Origin of the sequence: Agrobacterium burrii (assembly GCF_017313405.1) — a bacterium.
GTDB lineage: Bacteria > Pseudomonadota > Alphaproteobacteria > Rhizobiales > Rhizobiaceae > Agrobacterium > Agrobacterium burrii.
This window is the reverse complement of record NZ_JAFLNA010000002.1, coordinates 639,091-655,249: the sequence shown is the minus strand read 5'-3', so window position 1 is coordinate 655,249 and position 16,159 is coordinate 639,091. Positions and strand designations below refer to the sequence as shown.

Annotated in this window: 14 protein-coding genes; 11 read left to right on the top strand and 3 right to left on the bottom strand. The window is 59.3% G+C overall.

Annotated features, from left to right (window positions below):
• Positions 1–109 precede the first annotated feature (109 nt).
• The 8 genes from JZX89_RS06510 to JZX89_RS06475 all read left to right on the top strand — a co-directional run bounded on the left by JZX89_RS06510 (position 110) and on the right by JZX89_RS06475 (position 8,901).
• Positions 110–2,398: an NADP-dependent malic enzyme gene (locus JZX89_RS06510; RefSeq protein WP_174375293.1), complete on the top strand. Its 2,289-nt coding sequence runs from the start codon at positions 110–112 to the stop codon at positions 2,396–2,398.
• An 81-nt stretch (positions 2,399–2,479) separates the two neighbouring features.
• Entirely contained in the window at positions 2,480–2,755 is a 276-nt protein-coding gene (locus JZX89_RS06505; RefSeq protein WP_153514764.1) for a hypothetical protein, read from the top strand.
• Positions 2,756–2,784: 29 nt separating this feature from the next.
• Entirely contained in the window at positions 2,785–3,624 is an 840-nt protein-coding gene (locus tag JZX89_RS06500) for a transporter substrate-binding domain-containing protein (protein ID WP_149899213.1), read from the top strand.
• A 253-nt stretch (positions 3,625–3,877) separates the two neighbouring features.
• Complete coding sequence (locus JZX89_RS06495; RefSeq protein ID WP_207133472.1) at positions 3,878–4,621, top strand: amino acid ABC transporter permease; 744 nt, start codon at positions 3,878–3,880, stop codon at positions 4,619–4,621.
• A complete protein-coding gene (locus JZX89_RS06490) occupies positions 4,618–5,400 on the top strand; it encodes an amino acid ABC transporter permease (protein WP_149899215.1) in 783 nt (260 codons plus the stop codon). The genes JZX89_RS06495 and JZX89_RS06490 overlap by 4 nt, the downstream gene beginning before the upstream one ends.
• Positions 5,401–5,412: 12 nt before the next feature.
• Positions 5,413–6,213 carry an amino acid ABC transporter ATP-binding protein gene (locus JZX89_RS06485; protein ID WP_207133471.1) on the top strand — a complete coding sequence of 267 codons (801 nt, stop codon included), beginning with the start codon at positions 5,413–5,415 and terminating at the stop codon, positions 6,211–6,213.
• 4 nt (positions 6,214–6,217) lie between these two features.
• Positions 6,218–7,564, top strand: coding sequence for an MmgE/PrpD family protein (locus JZX89_RS06480; protein ID WP_207133563.1), 1,347 nt, complete (start codon positions 6,218–6,220; stop codon positions 7,562–7,564).
• Between the two features lie 26 nt (positions 7,565–7,590).
• Positions 7,591–8,901, top strand: coding sequence for an LLM class flavin-dependent oxidoreductase (locus JZX89_RS06475; RefSeq protein ID WP_153514760.1), 1,311 nt, complete (start codon positions 7,591–7,593; stop codon positions 8,899–8,901).
• 80 nt (positions 8,902–8,981) lie between these two features.
• Here JZX89_RS06475 and JZX89_RS06470 read toward each other — a convergent pair whose 3' ends face one another.
• Positions 8,982–10,718 carry a methyl-accepting chemotaxis protein gene (locus tag JZX89_RS06470; RefSeq protein WP_207133462.1) on the bottom strand — a complete coding sequence of 579 codons (1,737 nt, stop codon included), beginning with the start codon at positions 10,716–10,718 and terminating at the stop codon, positions 8,982–8,984.
• Positions 10,719–11,046: 328 nt separating this feature from the next.
• Between JZX89_RS06470 and JZX89_RS06465 the strand changes: the two genes are divergently transcribed.
• Complete coding sequence (locus JZX89_RS06465; protein ID WP_207133461.1) at positions 11,047–12,300, top strand: NAD(P)/FAD-dependent oxidoreductase; 1,254 nt, start codon at positions 11,047–11,049, stop codon at positions 12,298–12,300.
• A gap of 48 nt (positions 12,301–12,348) precedes the next feature.
• On the opposite strand, the gene JZX89_RS06460 is transcribed toward JZX89_RS06465, so the two are convergent.
• Complete coding sequence (locus JZX89_RS06460) at positions 12,349–12,882, bottom strand: P-loop NTPase family protein (RefSeq protein WP_207133459.1); 534 nt, start codon at positions 12,880–12,882, stop codon at positions 12,349–12,351.
• A gap of 68 nt (positions 12,883–12,950) precedes the next feature.
• A complete protein-coding gene (locus tag JZX89_RS06455; protein WP_174375285.1) occupies positions 12,951–13,175 on the bottom strand; it encodes an aa3-type cytochrome c oxidase subunit IV in 225 nt (74 codons plus the stop codon).
• A gap of 293 nt (positions 13,176–13,468) precedes the next feature.
• On the opposite strand from JZX89_RS06455, the gene JZX89_RS06450 reads away from it, so the two are divergent.
• Positions 13,469–14,161, top strand: coding sequence for a TRAP transporter small permease subunit (locus tag JZX89_RS06450; RefSeq protein WP_246746665.1), 693 nt, complete (start codon positions 13,469–13,471; stop codon positions 14,159–14,161).
• 1 nt (position 14,162) lies between these two features.
• Entirely contained in the window at positions 14,163–16,025 is a 1,863-nt protein-coding gene (locus JZX89_RS06445; RefSeq protein ID WP_207133458.1) for a TRAP transporter large permease, read from the top strand.
• Positions 16,026–16,159 lie beyond the last annotated feature (134 nt).

Here is a 16,159-nt window from a genome sequence, read left to right as displayed (position 1 = left end):
CTAAATTTGCTGCACTGAACAACATTCAACGCTTGGCAGGCGTGCAAAAAATACCATAACAACAACGAATATTTTTATACGATTAACGACAGGAAAGCGCACACAGCCCATGTCCGACACGCCAAAACCCGCCAGCACACGAACATCGGTTACGGATCAGGAAGCCCTGGATTTCCACGCGCAAGGCAGACCGGGGAAACTGGAAATCACCCCGACCAAGCCGATGGCGACGCAGCGGGATCTGTCGCTTGCCTATTCGCCCGGCGTGGCTGTGCCGGTGAAAGCCATCGCCGAAAATCCGGCGAGTGCTTACGATTACACGACGCGCGGCAACATGGTGGCGGTCATCTCCAACGGCACCGCGATCCTCGGCCTCGGCAATCTCGGCGCGCTTGCGTCGAAGCCGGTCATGGAAGGCAAATCGGTCCTCTTCAAGCGCTTCGCCGATGTCGATTCCATCGACCTCGAAGTCGACACCGAAGACGCCGATGAATTCATCAATTGCGTGCGGTATCTCGGCCCCTCCTTCGGCGGCATCAATCTGGAAGACATCAAGGCGCCGGAATGTTTCATCATCGAAAGCCGCCTGCGCGAGCTGATGGATATTCCCGTTTTCCATGACGACCAGCACGGCACCGCCATCATCGCCGCCGCCGGGCTTATCAACGCCATTGAATTGACCGGCCGCGATTTCAAGACGACGAAACTGGTCTGCAATGGCGCGGGCGCTGCCGCAATCGCCTGCATGGACCTCATCAAGGCCATGGGCTTCAACCCCGAAAACATCACGCTCTGTGATACCAAGGGCGTGATCTATCAGGGCCGCACCGAAGGCATGAACCAGTGGAAATCCGCCCACGCGGTCAAGACCGATAACCGAACGCTGGCAGAGGCCATGAAGGGTGCGGATGTGGTGTTCGGCCTGTCGCAGAAGGGTGCTTTCAGCGAAGACATGATCCGCTCCATGGCCCCGAAGCCGATCATCTTCGCCATGGCCAATCCGGACCCGGAAATCACGCCGGAAGAAGTGTCGCGCATCCGCGACGATGCCATCATGGCGACCGGACGCTCCGATTACCCGAACCAGGTCAACAACGTCCTCGGCTTCCCCTATATCTTCCGCGGCGCGCTCGATGTTCGCGCCCGCCAGATCAACGATGCGATGAAGATCGCCGCCGCAAACGCGCTGGCCGATCTTGCCCGTGAAGACGTTCCTGATGATGTGGCCGCCGCCTATCAGGGCAACCGCCCGCGTTTCGGGCCGCAATATATCATTCCGGTTCCCTTCGATCCGCGCCTGATCTCCGCCATTCCGGTGGCCGTGGCGAAAGCCGCCATCGAAACCGGCGTCGCCCAGCGCGAGTTGCCCGATCTCGACGCCTATGCCCGCGAGCTTTCCGCCCGACGTGACCCCATGGCCTCGACGACGCAGCGTCTCTACGAGCGCGTGCGCCGCTCACCGAAGCGTGTCGTTTTTGCCGAAGCGGAAGAAGAACAGGTCATGCGTGCGGCGATTTCGTTCACCGCTCAAGGTCTTGGCACCGCCATCCTGCTCGGCCGCGACGATATCATCAAGGCCAATGCGGAACGTGCCGGCATCGATCTCGACCGGGCCAATATTGAGATCACCAATGCCCGTCTCTCCAGCCGCGTCGATGCCTATGTCGATTATCTCTATGCGCGGCTGCAGCGCGGCGGTTTCCTGCTGCGCGACGTGCAGCGCCTGATCCACAATGACCGTAACCATTTCGCCGCCTGCATGGTGGCGATGGGCGATGCGGATGCCGTGGTGACAGGTGTTACCCGCAACTATTCGACCGCGCTCGAAGATATCCGCCGCTGCATCAACACCAAGCCCGGCCATCGCGTCATCGGCGTTTCGCTGGTCGTTTCGCGCAACCGCACCGTCTTCGTGGCCGATACCGCCGTACACGACATGCCGTCGGCCGAAGACCTTGCCGATATCGCCGAAGAGGCGGCCGGCCTCGCCCGCCGTTTCGGTTACGAGCCGCGCGTCGCCATGCTCGCCTATTCCACCTTCGGCCAACCGGTCGGCGAACGCTCCGACAAGGTGCGCGAAGCGGTGAAAATCCTCGACCGGCGCAATGTCAATTTCGAGGTTGACGGTGAAATGTCTGCGGATGTGGCGCTCAACCATCATCGTATGCAGAGCCAGTATCCCTTTGCCCGCCTTTCCGGTGCCGCCAACGTGCTGGTCATGCCCGCCATCCACTCCGCCTCCATCTCCACCAAGATGCTGCAGGAACTGGGCGGCGCAACCGTCATCGGCCCGCTGCTCGTCGGTCTCGACAAATCGGTGCAGATCACCTCGATGGGTGCGAAGGACAGCGATATCGTCAACATGGCGGCGATTGCGGCCTATAATGCCGGGAGATAAGCACAGGGCGTGCGGCTTGTTTCTTCTCCCCGCCGGGGAGAAGATGGCCCGAAGGGTCAGATGAGGGGGCAAGCTCTCCGCATGTCTCGACCCTCGCCCCCTCATCCTGCTGCCGCGATCTTCTCCCCGGGGGGAGAAGAAACAAGCGGCATCCGCTCGCTATCCGGTGAGCAGGCAGCAGGTGGATTACCTGCCGCCCTTCGCGACAAAGCCCAAACAGGAAGACAAAGAACAGGATTCTACGATTTAAAATTATTAGGATATTTTTTCGCGCTCAAAGCTTTATTGGAACACGATTTTATTCATACTATTTTTCGCGCAATGCCAATTCTCGCTCTTGGCGGGTGCCTCATGTAGTTTCCATTCACAATCAAAAGGAAATACCCATGGCCCTCTCTTTTTCCAGATTTGCCGCAAAACTCATCGCCGGAACCGTCGTCATTGCTTCGATGGCGACCGCCGCTCACGCCGATGCGACGCTTGACCGCATCAAGGGTCGTGGCAAGCTTACCGTCGGCGTCATCCTGTCCGGCGCGCCTTTCGGCTTTATCGATCCGAAGACGCAGGAGCAGAAGGGCCTCAACATCGACGTTGCCAAGGCGCTGGCCGCCGGTCTCGGCGTTGAACTGGTCACCGAAACCGTGACCCCGCCCAACCGCGTGCAGTTCCTGCAGCAGGGCAAGGTCGATATTCTGATCGCCAACATGCAGTACACTGAAGAACGCGCCAAAACGCTGGACTACGTGCCCACCCCCTATGACCGCCAGGGTGGCGCTGCCATCGGCCGCAAGGATAGTGGCATCAAGGACTGGTCGGATCTGAAGGGCAAGATCGCCTGCGTTTCTCAGGGCTCCAACTACACCCAGCCGCTGATCGAGCAATATGGCGCGCAGGTGAAGGCGCTGCCGAGCCAGCCGGAATCGCTACTGGCGCTAAAGGGCGGCAATTGTGATGTCTCCGTTCACGTCAACGGCACGCTGAGCCTGATGCTGCAGGACCGCGCCGATGAGTGGAAGGATTACGGCATCCTGATCCCCACCGACCTCATCCCGTCCGATTCTGTCATCTGGCTGCGCAAGGGCGAGGCCGACACGCAGGCCGCTCTCGACAAGATCGTCAAGGAGCTGCACGCTTCCGGCAAGATGATCGAATTCGCCAAGGCCAACCGCCTGCCGAGCATCGGTTTTATGGAAGAGCAGAAGACCAAGCTTTCCGCTGCGCAGTGAAAACGGGCGCGACGGTGTCGCGCTTGCCTACCCCACCGCCGTCATATCGGCCTTGAGCCGGTATCCAGCCAGCCCCAGTCTTGGGGCTGAAAAGATTGTTTTCGCCGCGCAGATGCGCGGCGGATGGATTCCGGCTCAAGGCCGGAATGACGGAAGCGAGATGCGCCCGCGCTTCTTTTCTGCTTGTATGGCAAGGCAGGCAACTCTGGCGCCGCCCGCAGGGCGGCACCCGCAATAACAGCATGGATTTCCGATGCAGGATTCTTTTACAGCGCGCTTCATAGAACTGGCTGCGCATCTCGGCCTCAACTATGATTTTCTGAACAGCGGTTACGAGGTTCAAATCTGGCTCGACGGCATGAAGATGACACTGATTCTGGTCGCCGTCACTCTGCCGCTCAGCCTCGTTTTCGGCTTCATATTCGCGGCGATGCTGACCTCCGGCAAGGCTTGGCTCGCCGGCCCCGTGCGCGCTTATGTGGAGTTGACGCGCAACACACCAACGCTGGTGCAGTTGATGTGCGGCTTCCTCGTGCTCAACATGCTGATTTCCAACGCGCTCGGCGGTGCGCAGAACAACCCTTTGACGCCGTTCTTCTGGGTCGTCGCCATTACCGGCCTGCATATCGCCGCCTTCCATGCGGAGGCATTACGCGGCGGCATCGAGGCGGTGCCGGCCACGACCATCGAGGCGGCGCGCGCCATCGGCTTCAGCTCTTTCGAGGTGCTGCGTTACGTCGAATTTCCGCTGGCGGTCCGCACGGCTCTGCCGTCGATCATCAACAATCTCATCAATCTGGTGAAGCTCACCACCGTCGGATCGGCGATCGCGGTCGGTGAAATCACCTATGCCTCGATCCTGATCTGGACGCAGCGGGACAATGTGGTCGAGCTGATGCTGGTGATCCTCATCTTCTTCAGCGTCATCAATTTCATCGTCGCACGGACCGGTCTCTGGCTCGAACGGCGTCTCGCAGTTCCGGGGTTCGGTCAATGAGCGCGGTGGTTTCTCAAACGCGGGCGGCAAAGAAGCTGCCCTTCGGCACCATTCTGCTGCTCGGCGTGCTTGTCGCCGTCGTGCTGTGGCTTATCCTCGATCCTTCGCTGGGACAGGTGCTGTTGCAATGGCTGCCCTATCTGGCCAAGGGTTTCGCCATGAATGTGCTGATCAGCATTCTGGCAATCGCCATCGGCACCTTCATCGGCGTCCTGCTCGGCATCATGGAGCTTGCGCCCTATCGTCTGGTTCGGGCGCCGGCGCTGACCTACGTGCAGATATTCCGCAACGCCCCGCATCTGGTGTTGATCTTTGCAGCCACCTACATCTTCCCTTTCGAGATCGTTGCTTTCGGCCATTACATTCCGTTTCCGGACTGGATCAAGGCCGTGGTCGGGCTTGCCATTCCGGCCAGCGCCCACATCGCCGAAATCACCCGCGGCGCCATCCAGTCTATCCCGACAGCGCAATGGGAAGCGTCACAGGGCCTCGGCTTTTCGCGCAACCAGACCCTGCGCTGGATCATCCTGCCGCAATGCGTCAAACGTTCGCTGCCGCCATGGATGAACCTTTACGCCTCGATCACCATGGGCACCGCACTTGCCTCGCTGGTTGGCGTGCATGAGCTGCTGCATGCCGCGACAGACGCCAGCACCGCCGTGCAGCGCAACGATTTCACCGTCGTCGTTTATCTCACCGTCCTGATGGCGTTCTTCCTGTTCTGCTATCCCGTCTCCCGTTTCACGCAGCGCCTTGAGCGGCGCTTCGCTTCCCGCTGATTGGAACAAGCCATGTCCGCACCCGCACCACAAACCGTCGCAAAAGCTCTGGTCGAACTGGAAGGCGTACACCTGTCCTTCGGCGACAATCAGGTTCTGAAGGGCATCGATCTGACGGTGAACAAGGGCGACGCCGTTTCCATCATCGGCCCCTCTGGCTCCGGCAAATCCACCATCCTGCGCTGCATCAACGGTCTGCTCATTCCGCAATCGGGCAAGATCACCGTCGGCGGCACCCGTGTCGACCAGCTGAAAACCGAAGCCGAGCGCATAACACTGCGCAAGCGCATCGGCATCGTCTTCCAGCAGTTCAACCTTTTCCCGCATCTGACTGTCATGGAAAACATCACCATCGCGCCGATCAAAATCCTCGGCACGCCGAAGGCAGACGCCGAGCGACATGCCCGCGAATTGCTGGAAAAGGTCCGCCTGTCGCAAAAGGTCGATGCCTATCCTGGCCAGCTTTCCGGCGGCCAGCAGCAGCGTGTGGCCATTGCCCGCGCGCTTGCCATGCGCCCCGAACTGGTGCTGTTCGATGAGGTGACGTCGGCACTCGACCCGGAAACCGTGGGCGAAGTGCTCGCCGTCATCCGTGATCTCGTCAATGACGGCATGACCAGCATTCTCGTCACCCATGAAATGCGCTTTGCCGAGGAAATCAGCGACAATATCGTCTTCACCGAAAACGGCCTGATCGTCGACCAGGGCACGCCTGACCATATCTTCTACAAGTCGACCAATCCGCGCATCAACGCCTTCGTCAAGGGTCTGGGAGGGCAGGTGGCGCGGGTCAATGACGGCGAAGGGATATGACGCCATGACGACCGAGGAAAAACTCACCCTTCATCTCGCCGAAGCCATCGCCGCCTCCGATCCGCTGCGTGACGACGAGGCCGTGACCATTGCCCGCACCGCGCTGATCGATTTTTTCGCCTGCGTGCTCGGCGGCGCTGCCGACAGAAGCACCAAAATCCTGATCGACAGCTTTACCCCGGGAACATCGGGTACGGCTGGTATCATCGGCCACGATCTGCGCACGGATGTCTTTATCGCCGCCCTCATCAACGGCCATGCCGGCCATGTGCTTGACTATGACGACGTCCACGGCAGCGTGCGCGGCCACCCCACTGTCGCCATCATTCCCGCACTTCTGGCCGTTGCAGTCGAGGAAGGTTCGACGGCGGATGCCTTCATCGCCGCCTATATTGTCGGGCTGGAGACCATGGCGCGGATTGGCCTGTCGCTTGGCACGAAACATTACGAAAACGGCTTCCACGCCACCGCCACGCTGGGACCTATCGGCGCTGCGGCGGCTATTGCCCATCTTCTGAAATTCGATCCGCAGACCACGGCGGTCGCACTTGGCCTCGCCGCCACGCAATCGGCCGGGCTTCGCCTGCAATTCGGGTTCGATGCCAAGCCGCTGCATGCCGGGCTTGCGACCCGCGCCGGCCTCACCGCCGCGCGGCTGGCACGATCTGGTTTTCAGGGCGCACCGGATTTTCTGGAAAACCCCATCGGCTTTTATTCCGCCTTCGCCTTTGGCGTGGAACAGCCGAAACGGGTTCTTTCGGGCTGGGGCGCACCCTGGCAGATCGTCTCGCCCGGCCTCACCCTCAAGGCCTTTCCCTGCTGCACCGCCGCCCACCCCATCGCCGTCGGCGCGCTTGCACTGCGCAGCGCGCATGATCTGACGGCGAACGAGATCGAAACTGCGGTCATCACTTTCCCGCCAGGCGGCGATGCAGCCCTTATCGGCACGGACGCCCCTCAGACCGGCATTGATGCCCGCTTCAGCGCCGAATATGTCTTTGCCGCAGCGCTTGTGGACGGCGCGCTCACCATCGGCCATTTCGATGAAAGCCCTGTGCGTACCGATCTGCTGGCGCTTTCGGCAAAAGTCTCGCGCCAACATGACGAGACCGCCCGCCGCCTGTCACCCGATCCAACCACCCGTTTTGTGGTCATCGATGTGACGAAAAAGGATGGCACCGTGCTATCGCGCCGCGTCGATGGCCTGCCCGGCATCGATGACCCAACCGAAAAATTCGCCGACGCCACTGGCGGCAATGAGAAATTCGCCGGAATTCCGGCACTGGTGCGGAGCATGAAAACCGCAGCCGATCTCAGGAAGCTCGAAACGCTTCTGGCAACTGAAATATAACACGACCGACATGAAGGCATGACCCCATGACCAATACGACCCGCAAAAGACAAATGCATCTCGGCCTTTTCCTGCAGGGCGCCGGCCACCACGTTTCCGGCTGGCGTCACCCGGATGCGGAGGCTGGCAGCGAGAATTTTGACCTGCTCACCCGTGTCACGAAAATGGCCGAAGCGGCGAAGTTCGACATGGTTTTCCTGGCCGACGGCCTGACCAGCGGTGTAGACGCCCACCCTTCCATGATTGCCCGTTTCGAGCCGCTGACACTGCTGGCGGCCCTTGCCATGGTGACCGACAAGATCGGGCTGGCCGCCACTGCCTCCACCACCTATGGCGAGCCGTACCACACCGCCCGCGCCTTCGCTTCCATCGATCATCTGAGCCATGGTCGTGCGGCCTGGAACATCGTCACCACATCTTACGCCCGCACGGCGGCGAATTTCTCCAAGGACCATCCCGAGCATGACGAGCGTTATGCAGTTGCGGAAGAATATGTGAATGTCGTGCGTGGCCTGTGGGACAGCTGGGACGACGACGCCTTTGTCAAGGACAAGCAGGCGGGCCGTTACGTCGATCCGCAAAAGGTCCATATTCTCGACCACGAAGGCAAATATTTCACGGTCAAGGGTCCACTTAACATTCCACGTTCGCCGCAGGGACACCCGGTTCTCATTCAGGCCGGTTCCTCCGGGCCGGGTCAGGATCTCGCCGCCCGCACCGCCGATATCGTCTTCACCGCCCAGCAAGCAATTTCCGAGGCGCAGACCTTCTACACCAGTCTCAAGGCGCGGGTGGCGAAGTTCGGCCGCGATCCCGCAAGCGTTGCCGTCATGCCTGGATTCATGCCGATTATCGGTAAGAGCTTTGACGAAGCTGCTGAAAAGCTGAAGGAACTGAACCGCTGGACGGACATCAAGAGCGCCATGCCGCTGCTTGAGGAGCGTATCGGCCACAGCCTGACAGAATACGATCTCGACGGCCCGCTGCCGGATCTGCCGATCTCCGACCAGCTGCGCAGCCGCGCCGAGCTTCTGACCGAGCTGGCGCGCCGCGAGAAGCTGACGATCCGGGAACTCGCGCTGCGTGTTGCCGCCGGCCGTGGCCACCACATCGTCATGGGCACGGCGAAAGACGTGGCCGACCGCATGCAGCAATGGTTCGAGAACGGCGCTGCCGACGGTTTCAACGTCATGCCGCCCTTCTTCCCCGGCGGGCTGGAAGAATTCAACCGCGAAGTCGTGCCGCTGTTGCAGGAGCGTGGCCTGTTCCGCAAGGACTACGAAGGTTCAACGCTGCGCGACCACCTCGGCATCGAACGGCCAGCATTGCAGGGATAAAAAAAATGCGGATGCCCGATCAAAGGCATCCGCATCCAACAATTTCGTCAGCAGGTCGAGGCGAGCGTGAGCCCGCCTTTTTATGCGGCTGCCCGTCCAGATTCCTTATCCTGGCGGCCGGCATTCGAAAAATCCGACCGGACAGATGAACCGTCTTCGCGCTGAATGTTACGACGGTTCAGTTTGAACAGGCTGACGAGCTGCGCAAGCACATCGGCACCCTGAGCCAGCGTGGCGCTGATCGCGGTGGTGCGGGCGCTCATTGCGGCATTTTCCTGCGTCATCCGGTCCAGCCGGTTGACCGCCTTGTTGATCTCGCTGATGCCGACAGCCTGTTCGTCGGCCGCCTTTGAAATCATCTCGACATTGCCGTCAATGTGCCTGACCAGCCCGTCGATCTGCTTTAGCGCCTCGCCGGTCTCACCGACCAGCCGGACGCCTTCGAGAACCTCGCTGCCGGAATTGTTGATCAGCGCCTTGATTTCCTTGGCGGCGTTGGCGGAACGCTGCGCCAGTTCGCGCACTTCCTGCGCCACCACGGCAAAGCCCTTGCCAGCCTCACCCGCACGTGCCGCTTCAACACCGGCATTCAGCGCCAGAAGATTGGTCTGGAAGGCGATTTCATCGATAACACCGATGATCTGGCTGATTTCCCGCGATGCCGTCTCGATGCGCTGCATGGCATCAACCGTCCGCTCGACCACTTCCGTGGACGCAACCGTGGATGTCCGCGCGCTCTGCACGAGTTTGCGCGTCTCTTTCATGTTTTCGGTGGACGAACGAACCGTCGCGGTGATCTCTTCAAGCGCCGCCGAGGTTTCCTCCAGCGCCACCGCTTGCTCGCGCGAACGTTCGGCAAGATTGACGGAGGCTTCGCTGACTTCCTGGCTGCTGCGGGTCAGATCGCCGGTCTGGCCGAGAACATTCTCCAGCGTCTTCTGGAATTCCGCGATGGACTTGTTGAAGTCCCGCCGCAGTCCCTCGAACTCACCGACAAACGGCTTGTCCAGCGTGACGCGGATGTTGCATTGGGAAAGTCGCTCCAGCGCTGCGCCAAGCTCCTCCACCGCATGCACCCGGTCCGACACGTCGAAGGCGAATTTGGCAACCTTGAAGACCTGGCCACGGTCATCGAGGATCGGATTGTACGATGCCTGAATGAAGATACGTTTGCCATCCCTGCCAAGCCGCATGAACTGGCCGGTGGAGAAACGGCCGGTTCGCAAATCTTCCCAGAAGGTGCGGTATTCCATCGACCTGGCATAAGAAGGTTCGCAGAACATCGAGTGGTTCTTGCCGATGATCTCCTGCGCCTGATATCCCATCGCTTCGAGGAAATTTTCGTTGGCGCTGAGGATCGTTCCGTCCGGCGAAAATTCGATCATGGCCTGGGCACGGGAGAGTGCCGCGAGCTTGCCGTTGTCATCGGCGCTCTGGCGCTTGATAGCCGTAATGTCGGTCGCGATCTTGACCACCTTGTAGGGCTTGCCGAAACGGAAAACCGGATTGTATGAGGCTTCGATCCAGATATCCGCGCCGCTTTTCGCACGCCGACGATATTGCCCCTTGTCGTGCTCGCCGCGCGAGAGTTTTTCCCAGAAAGTCTTGTACGACGCAGACGCCGCATCTTCGGCGCAAAGGAACGTGCGGTGATGGAGCCCGACGATCTCATTTTGACTATAGCCAATCGCCTTGCAAAAATTATCGTTCGCTTTGAGAACCTTGCCGGTCAGATCAAACTCGATGATGGCCTGTGAGCGGTTCAGGGCTTCCAGCACCGCAGATGCATCCAAACCAAACTTAGAAAAGTGAGACATGCTTTTGAACCCCCAACAATGACCAGTTTGCGGACCTCCTCAATCCTCACTAATCCAGGAGATGAAAACTGATCGGTCTGCCCGCACGCAAATTAGCGGGACACCGTTAAATAGCGATTAATGATGAATTATAACTATTGCTTCAGAGGCCGAAGCTGCTGTTAAAAGCCGAGAAATCCAGCCCTCCGACCTGCGGCATCCCCTCTGATGTGGACCGCTTATTTGCCACAGTGCTGATATTTCTGCGGCCGCGGTGCAATGCGGCCTTTCATCGGGGCGGCATTCATTGTTATGGCGGGCTTGAGAGATTTGTGTTGCAGGAGCGCCGATGACTAAAACCCTGAAATGCGACGTGCTGGTGATCGGCACCGGCATTATCGGTTCCATGGCGGCGCTTTACCTGCAAAATGCCGGCCGTGAGGTTGTTCTTCTGGAACGCGGCGAAGTTGCCCGCGGTGCAAGTTCCGGCAATGCCGGCATCCTGGCCTTTCCGGAAATCATCCCCATTCCCGCCCCCGGCATCATGAAGAAAGCGCCGCGCTGGCTTTTCGATCCCCTCGGTCCGCTCAGCGTGCCACCGGCCTATGCCGCAAAGATCGCCCCCTGGCTCTGGCGCTTCTGGCGTGCCAGCGCCGAGCGCAACTTCCGTCACGGGCTTCGGGCACTCAGCGATATCAACCGGCTGGCAGCCAGTGAAATGGCGCATGTCGCCGCCATGCCGGAGCTTTCGTCCTTCGTTTCAAAAACCGGCACACTCGATCTTTACGATAGCGAAGCAAGCTTGAATGCCGCCGCGAAGGACTGGGACGAAAAGCAGCGCGCGGGCTTCTCCTTTGAACGTGTCGGCCGCAATGAGATAGATGAATTGCAGCCGGGCCTTGCCCCGCAGTTCCGCCATGCCATGTTCTCCCCCGATGGTCTGCAGGTCTCCGACCCCTACGATTTCACCCGCGCCATTTTCGATCTGGTGATTGCCCGTGGGGCCAGCCTGCGTAAAGGCGAGGCCGAACGCATCGATGCCGTCGGTGAAAGCACGATCGTCACCTTGGAAAATGGCGACAAGATCGATGCTGACAGGGTGGTAATCGCCTGCGGCGCCTGGTCGAGGAAACTTGCCGCGACGCTTGGTAATATCGTGCCGCTGGAAACCGAGCGAGGTTACAACACCACCCTGCCCGCCGGCGCCTTCAACCTGACACGCCAGCTCTATTTCAACGATCACGGCTTCGTCGTGACACCGCTTTCTTCAGGCATCCGCGTCGGCGGCGCGGTCGAGCTTGGCGGGCTGGAGCTGCAGCCGAATTTCAAACGGTCGGAAGCGATGCTGAAAAAGGCGGGGCGTTTCCTGCCCGGTCTCAAAATGGAAGGCGGAACGCAATGGATGGGTTTCCGTCCGTCAATGCCGGACTGTCTTCCCGTCATCAGCACCGCGCGTACCACACCCTCCGTCATCTACGCCTTCGGCCATGGCCATCTGGGACTGACGCAATCGGCAGCCACTGCCCGCCTCGTGACCCAGTTGGCGAACGGCGAAGAGACCGCGATTTCGGTCGATCCTTTCAGACCGGGGCGTTTTTCATAAGTGAAGAGCGTGAGACCTGCTTTAAAGCTGCCGACAGCAATAGGCGGGTTATTTCACCGGCTGCATGGAATCATCAGGGAATTCCACCGTGGCGAAGGACGGATAGACTTTTCGCAGGATCGCTACCTGTTGCTGGTCGCTCACGCGTAGCAGATACCAGTCCGCGCCGTCCATCAAAGCCAGCGTATGGGATTTCGCCTCAATCGTCTGGCCGCCGGTTTCCATCACCGTTTTTGTCGGAATGAGCGCATAGGGCGTGCCATCCGGCGTCTGCTCAACGCTGATCGCCCCTTTGTCCATGGTGAACTCGGTTATCTTGACCGCCGCAAGCGCCATCTGCATCTGCGTCGTCAAGGCGCTGCGCAATTGCTCGACGGAAACACCCGCATTCCTTGCGATAAACTCGAAGATTTTGGGCGGCACCGTCTTGCCGACGGTTTCGAAATCCTGCCCGTTCAAAGCGGTATTGAACCGTTCAATCTGCGTATGCAGCCTGTCCTGCTCAGACGGCAAAATATCCCGCGACAGAACGGGCTGCGAAAGCGCCGCAAACAAAATCAGGCAGGATAGCAGGCGTTTCATGGCTGGCCTTTCCGATATCCGGCGTCGCCCGGTTTCCGCATCGGGAAACCGCCCGAGAAGGAGACCGTTCAGCGCAGCAGAATGAAGCCCGCGGCCGAAAGCACGAGAAACACGATAAGACCGCCAAGAAGACCCGCAGATGCGAAGAAACCAGCGACCATGGCCAGCATCAGCACGCACAGCAGCATCGTGCCGTATTTCGCCATAGCCAGAAAACCATTATAGGTCTTTTCGTGCTCGGCGTAGTTCATCTCGGCGCCAACTTCGACCGGACCCGTGTGGTGTTCGCTCATTCCGCTTCCCCTTTGCTCCATCCGTCATTCCCGTATCGCCAGGGACCTGCCCTGCCCGCGATCACGGGCTCATACCGGATTCTCCGAAGCCAGAAGTAACATGAAGTCGCTGAAAAGTGCAATGGATCATCAACCCGCGCAGTTGGTTCCGACATCCGTGGAAAAGCGAATTTTAATCCGTTGCAAAAGGGGCATGCTGTAGCGTCCAGGGTAAAATCAGTGCACGATAAATCATTGCAAGTGCTTGCCATACGGGGTTCTCGGAGGATGACTATACCGTTCTGAGTTGCTTTTTGAAAAGCGTTTCAATAAGCACCTGCAAACAACAAAAAACCGACTTGCTTGGCGGCAAGCTCAATAAACCGCCAATAAAAAGTCGCGGTCCGGACCTTGTATCTGGTCCTGAGGAGGGGAAAGTGAAATTTTTTTTGGGAATCAGCCGTGCCGTTGATGCGGTCACCACGGTTATAGGTCAGTCTGTGTCCTGGTTGTTGCTGGCAGCAGTCCTGATCAGCGCCACCAATGCCGTCGTGCGCAAGATGTTCGATATGTCATCAAACGCATGGCTCGAGGTGCAATGGTATCTCTATGGCACCGTTTTCATGCTGGCCGCGGCTTACGCGCTTCTGAAGAACGAACATGTCAGGATCGATATCCTGTCGTCCACATGGTCGAAGCGCACGCGCGACGTCGTCGATTTCGTGCTTCACATCATTTTCCTCGTTCCATTTGCCGGATTGATGACATATCTGGCCTGGCCGTGGTTCTGGACCTCGTTTAATTCCGGAGAAATGTCGTCCAATGCCGGCGGGCTGATCATCTGGCCCGCAAAACTTGTCGTCCTGCTGGGCTTTGCCCTGCTTCTACTTCAGGCGTTTTCGGAAATCATCAAGCGATACGCAGTAATTGCGGGATATATCGATGATCCCCGCGAAACCGTGCTGTCGGATTCCGAAACAGAAACCCACGACACGGCAGGGACCTGACATGATAGATTTGATTGCGCACAACCTGCCGCTGGTGATGTTCAGCAGCGTGATGCTGATGCTGTTGCTCGGTTACCCCGTCGCCTTCACCCTGGCCGCCGGCGGTCTCATCTATTTTGCCCTGGGCGTGGAGCTATCGTGGATTTCTCCGGAAATCCGCCTGTTCTGGCCATTGTTGCAATCTCATCCGGAACGCATCTACGGGATCATGTATAATGACACCCTGTTGTCGATCCCGTTTTTCACCTTCATGGGCATCATCCTCGAGCGTTCCCGCATGGCGGAGGACCTTCTCGATACGATAGGCCAGCTTTTTGGCCCGATCCGGGGCGGCCTCGCCTATGCGGTCATTCTCGTCGGCGCGCTGCTGGGCGCCACCACCGGCGTCGTGGCGGCTTCCGTCATGGCGATGGGCCTTATCTCGCTGCCGATCATGATGCGTTACGGCTATAACCGTCCACTCGTCGCGGGCACGATCGCCGCCTCCGGCACGCTGGCCCAGATCGTCCCGCCATCTCTCGTTCTGATCGTCATGGCGGACCAGCTCGGCCGTTCGGTCGGTGACATGTATGTCGGCGCACTCTACCCCGCGCTTTTGATCGTCGCGACCTATTGCGCCTATATCTTCGCCATTTCGATTTTCAAACCGGCGCTCGTGCCCGCACTTCCAAAGGAAGCCCGCACTCTCGGAAACGGCGTTACTTCGCTGCTGGTGATGATCGCCCTGTCGGTGGCGCTTTATTTCCTCGGCATGCATCTGCTCTTCAGCGGCATAACAAGCCCGGAATGGCGGCTCGTTACAGCGCTCGCCTTCGCCGTATTTGCGGTTTATCTCGTTGCTATTTTTAATAGCGCCGCGAGCAAGAAGGTCATTTCACGCCTCGCCGAACAGGTCATCATCGTTCTGGTGCCGCCACTGGCGCTCATATTCCTCGTCCTCGGCACCATCTTCCTCGGCATTGCCACACCGACCGAAGGCGGCGCGATGGGCGCAACCGGCGCGCTTATCCTTGCGCTCGCCAAAGGCAGACTTTCGCTGGCGATCGTCAAGAACGCACTGGATGCGACGACAAAGCTTTCCGCCTTCGTCATGATGATCCTCATCGGCGCCCGCGTTTTCGGTCTGACCTTCTATGGCATCAATGGCAATGTCTGGATTGAAGAATTACTGCTTGCCCTGCCTGGTGGGGAATACGGCTTCCTGATCGTGGTCACGATCATCATTTTCATTCTCGGCTGCTTTCTCGATTTCTTTGAAATCGCCTTCATCATGGTGCCGTTGCTCGCCCCGGTGGCAGAGAAACTCGGGATCGACCTCGTTTGGTTCGGCATCATTCTCGGCATCAACCTGCAAACCTCGTTCCTGACCCCGCCCTTCGGTTTTTCGCTGTTCTTCCTGCGTTCAATCGCGCCTACTTCCACCTGGGTGGACAAGGTGACGGGCAAAAAAATGCCCGGTGTGAAAACGACGGAAATATACAAGGGTGTATTCCCCTACATCATCATCCAGTTTGTGATGATCCTGGTCGTCATCGCATTCCCCGGCCTGGTCCTGACCTACAAGAGTGGCCACACCACCGTCGATCCAAGCACCGTCAAGATCGAGATACCCGGCGGGCTGGGAAACAACAACCTGTCACTGCCTCCGCTCGGCGGCGGCGCGTCTCAACAACAGCCATCCATGGGTCTGCCGCCACTCAACCTCGGCGGGCCGGCTCCAGCCCCATCCGGGCAGGGGAACCAGGCTCCGGCAGCACCGCCGGCGCTCGGTTTGCCGCCGCTCAATTTGGGCGGACCGCAACCTCAGCAGCCCGTGCCGAACACCCAATCCGACCTTAGCCAGCCGCCCAAGATCGGGCCATAAGAGCACGACCGGCGCAGCGCAGCGGTGATCGAAAGCGATCCCCGCGCAACGCTGCGCCGACCCATTGCCATCCAGGCATCAGGCACGCGGATATAATAAATTGATCAGTGTTGGTTGACAGGCCAGCGAGGCCG